The organism is Priestia sp. 53B2 (assembly GCF_056099005.1).
Genome location: NZ_JBLZXA010000048.1, coordinates 1 through 4,200 on the forward strand (window position 1 = coordinate 1; position 4,200 = coordinate 4,200).

4 protein-coding genes are annotated in these 4,200 nt (G+C 36.8%); 3 read left to right on the plus strand and 1 reads right to left on the minus strand.

The window, feature by feature from the left end; translation table 11 throughout:
- From ACN6NE_RS30870 to ACN6NE_RS30880, 3 genes are all read left to right on the plus strand, one after another.
- The coding region (locus ACN6NE_RS30870; RefSeq protein ID WP_474329394.1) for a group II intron maturase-specific domain-containing protein at nt 1-1,112 on the plus strand (1,112 nt) is incomplete at its 5' end.
- A gap of 577 nt (nt 1,113-1,689) precedes the next feature.
- Complete coding sequence (gene cshA, locus ACN6NE_RS30875; RefSeq protein ID WP_474329396.1) at nt 1,690-3,090, plus strand: degradosome RNA helicase CshA; 1,401 nt, start codon at nt 1,690-1,692, stop codon at nt 3,088-3,090.
- Nucleotides 3,091-3,313: 223 nt separating this feature from the next.
- The gene (locus ACN6NE_RS30880; protein ID WP_165351722.1) at nt 3,314-3,484 is read left to right on the plus strand and encodes a hypothetical protein; all 171 of its coding nucleotides are present in this window, start codon (nt 3,314-3,316) and stop codon (nt 3,482-3,484) included.
- 86 nt (nt 3,485-3,570) lie between these two features.
- On the opposite strand, the gene ACN6NE_RS30885 is transcribed toward ACN6NE_RS30880, so the two are convergent.
- A complete protein-coding gene (locus tag ACN6NE_RS30885) occupies nt 3,571-3,771 on the minus strand; it encodes a cold-shock protein (RefSeq protein WP_013083582.1) in 201 nt (66 codons plus the stop codon).
- Nucleotides 3,772-4,200 lie beyond the last annotated feature (429 nt).

Genomic DNA, 4,200 nt, shown 5'->3' on the forward strand with positions numbered 1-4,200 from the left:
AGAAAAAGTGGGTATTTGAGGGAGATTTCTTAGGATGCTTTGACCATCTTAATCATAATTGGATAATGCAACAAACATCTATGTTTCCGGGAAGCACTCTCATTAAAAGGTGGCTTAATATGGGATATATAGAGCAGGATATGCTTCGTACGACAACAGAAGGAACCCCTCAAGGGGGTATTATTGTGTCTCCCCTTCTAGCTAATATCGCCTTATGTGGTATGGAAGAAGAAATTGGTATTGTCTATAAAAAGACATACAAACCAAACGGAGGATACGCGATCGATCCAAAATGTAAGATAGGACGTGTTCTCTCCGCCGATGACTTTGTCATCGTAACGGAAACGAAGGAAAAGGCTGAAAGCATATATGGGAAACTCACTCCTTACTTACAAAAGCGAGGAATTACACTTAGCATGGATAAAACTAGGGTTACACATATTGAGGACGGGTTTGATTTTCTTGGCTTCTCGCTGCGTCAATACAATACGGGACAAGGAAAGAAGTTATTTATCAAACCTAGCAGAGACAGCATTAAAAAGGCTAAAAATAAGATAAAAGATACGTTCTCTGTGATGAGAGGACGACCAGTAAAAGAAATAATAAGTGTTCTAAACCCGATTATTCGTGGCTACGGACAGTATTGGAAACATGTCGTATCCAAAAAGACTTACGACTACATGGACAATTATATTTTCCTAAAAGTGAGAAAACACCTTAAACAATTGCATCCAAAGAAATCGAGAAAATGGATTAGCAAGCGTTATTTTAAAAAGCCCCACCACGGTGGAAATAATAGATGGATTCTCACATGTCCACTTACTAACATTCAATTGTTAAAAATGTCCTGGATTAAGATAGAACGACATGTCATGGTAGCCTATAAAAACAGCCCGGATAATCCTAGTCTAAGAGAGTATTGGGAAAAGCGAGACCGTAAGGTCTTTAATAGTGAAAATACATTAGATAGGATGAAACTCGCAAGAAAACAAGGATATCGTTGTGCATTGTGCAAGCAGACTCTACAAAATGGAGAAAAAGTTACAGTGCGAAATCTAGAGGTTTCTACAAGTACATCTGCTAAGCTAGTACATGTACCGTGTATTAGATAAGTTGTTCGGATAAAAAGAAGGCTTGAGCCGTATGACGGGAAATCTGTCACGTACGGTTCTTAGGGGGGCGGGCGCTCGTGAGAGTGCCTGCCTACCTGACTTAACTAGGGTTATATATATCATAGTCATCCTAAAGAAACAGAAAAAACCTATCTCTTTCCAGTTAAAAGAGATAGGTTTTTTTGCTCTATTGCTAAAGGATTTTCGTAGATGCCTCACGGCGTCTTAAGTAGTTTGCTCAGAGTAGAAAAATTCATGTAAGAAAAAATATCAAATTAGTGCTTCTTATACTTATTATATTAGCAAGGATTTTAACGAAAACTGAAGTTATAAATAGGAAAAGTAGCTAATATTATATTGGCTGACTTTTCTTTCTCTGTAGGTCATATAAGAAATTATAAATACACGTAAGCGTGGATAAAATAAGGCATGAATTGGTCTTGTACAGATACGTTAGAACAGGACTTCCATTGATAATAACATTGATTTACACTACGCAGAAATGAATAAGCAACATCTCTATTTGAAGAGTACTTTTATCGTTTCTGAATTAAATAAGAAAAGGAGCATGAAACCCTTGAAAAAGTTTTCTGATTTTCATTTAAGTAAGGACATTGAAAAGGCCATTCATAATTTGGGTTTTGAAGAGGCTACACCGATTCAAGCTGAAGCTATTCCGATAGCTATGACGGGTAAAGATCTAATTGGTCAAGCTCAAACAGGTACTGGCAAGACAACAGCTTTTGGTATCCCCCTTATAGAACGAGTTGAGTTAGCTGAAGAAGCGATCCAGGGAGTTGTTCTAGCCCCAACACGTGAATTGGCAATTCAAGTAGCTGAGGAGTTAAATCGAATCGGACAGGTAAAAGGAGTTAAAACGTTACCGATTTATGGAGGGCAGGACATTAATCGTCAAATCAAGGCTCTTAAAAAAAGACCTCATATTATTTCAGCAACTCCTGGACGTCTTATGGACCATATGAAAAGAAGGACCATTCGTTTAAATCACATTCGTACAGCTGTTCTGGATGAAGCAGATGAGATGTTAAACATGGGTTTTATTGAAGATATCCAAACGATCCTTGGTGGCATCTCTTCTCCCCATCAAACCTTACTATTTTCAGCAACCATGTCCAAGCAAGTACAAAGTTTAGCGCAGAAATTTATGAACACTCCTGAACTCGTGCAGATAAAAGCGAAGGAATTAACGGTAAAGAATATTGAACAACGTTATGTGGAAATTCCTGAGAATCGAAAATTTGATGTTCTTTGCAATCTTATAGATCTTCAATCACCAGACCTGGCTATTGTATTTGGACGTACGAAAAAACGTGTGGATGAACTTGCCGAAGGGCTAAAAAAACGTGGATATGCAGCAGAAGGCATTCACGGAGACCTTACCCAATCAAAACGGGCAGATGTGATTCGTCAATTTAAGGAGCATACCATTGAGGTTATGGTCGCAACCGATGTTGCAGCAAGAGGACTTGATATTACAGGTGTCAGCCATGTCTACAATTTTGATATTCCTCAGGATCCTGAAAGCTATGTTCATCGTATTGGTCGAACAGGACGGGCAGGTACTAAGGGATTGGCCGTTACATTTATAACTCCGAGAGAACGTCATCACTTAAAAGTGATAGAAGATGTCACGAAAACCAGAATGTCTAGACAATCACCTCCTACTGCTAGTGAAGTAATGGCAGGACATCAGGAAGCAATCATTCACCGCGTTTTGACCGCCATCGACAAGGGTGAGTTTGGGGAATATAAACCTATGGCGGAAAAGTTATTAGAAGAGGTGGATTCTGTTTCCTTACTGTCAGCTACTTTAAAGCTCTTAACAAAAGAATCGAATATGACTCCTGTCCAATTAACTGAAGTGGCACCACTTCGTAATAAAAAGGCAAAAACAGAACGTAAGAGAAATAGAGGTAGAAAAGAAACAGTAGTCCGTAAAAAAAATTATAGAAAATAATCCCTTATTGTTTGAGAACAGTATGCTTTACTAGCAGGTATCGAGATTTATCACACTGTAAGGTGTCAAAAACCACTAACCTTTAATCCTTATGATTGTGAAGAACTAAAAAATATAGTACAAAAGAACTCGAAAAAAATAAAGAATCTTAGGAGATTTCAATTATCTCTAAGGAAATTGAAAGTAAAAACTTTATTATTTCTGGTATTAGAGGGATGAAGATATGAGCCAAAGTATATTTACTAATGGAGAAGTAGTAGCTATAAGAGAATCTAATGAATTAGTGACAATTTTAAAAAGTCATTATGTAAAAAACATGAAAAGATACTCTTATACAGTCGATAAATATCCTGGTACTTTTTTCTTTGAAGAAGAATTAATGAAACATGAATAACAATTACTATTGAATGATTTCTGGTAAAAAGGACTTTTAAAATAAAAACAGACTCTGAAGGTAGAGTCTGTTTTTAGGATGGTTTTTTATGCTTTACGTACATTTGTCGCTTGTGGGCCACGTTGCCCTTGTTCGATATCAAAAGTCACTTCTTGACCTTCATCTAAGGATTTAAAACCTTCCCCTTGAATAGCTGAGAAGTGAACAAACACATCTTCTCCACCTTCACGCTCGATAAATCCGAAACCTTTGTCAGCATTAAACCATTTCACTTTACCGTGTTCCATTTTTGTTGCCTCCTACAATATAGAAAATAAACCAGATTATAATTAAACCTAGCTTATTTATTATATTATCCGAATAAAGGCACCTTAAACTTAAATTAATTTGCTCTTTCTAATGTTCACTCATTAATCTTGGAATTTTACACATTGAGAATGAAATTGAGTATATTACCACATTCGAGGCCATACCTAATTACCTAAAAAGGCTCTAAAAATAGCCTTTTTTGGTACCTAGAACGGTGACTATGGTAACTAACTCTGGATACAATATACAGCTTAAAAAAGAAAAAACTACCTTTGCAAGATTGAACTGCACCCCAATTGTTAGACAAAGAAACTCTAATGATTGGGGTGCTTGTATGTCTAGACATACATTTGAAGATAAGTTGAAGGCTATTGATTTGTACCTAAATAAGCGCAACTCATATAGGG

Excerpts from the sequence above, each read along its gene's own strand:
- ACN6NE_RS30880 (WP_165351722.1), top strand. The coding sequence starts at position 3,314 with ATGAGCCAAAGTATATTTACTAATGGAGAAGTAGTAGCTATAAGAGAA.
- ACN6NE_RS30885 (WP_013083582.1), bottom strand. The coding sequence starts at position 3,771 with ATGGAACACGGTAAAGTGAAATGGTTTAATGCTGACAAAGGTTTCGGA.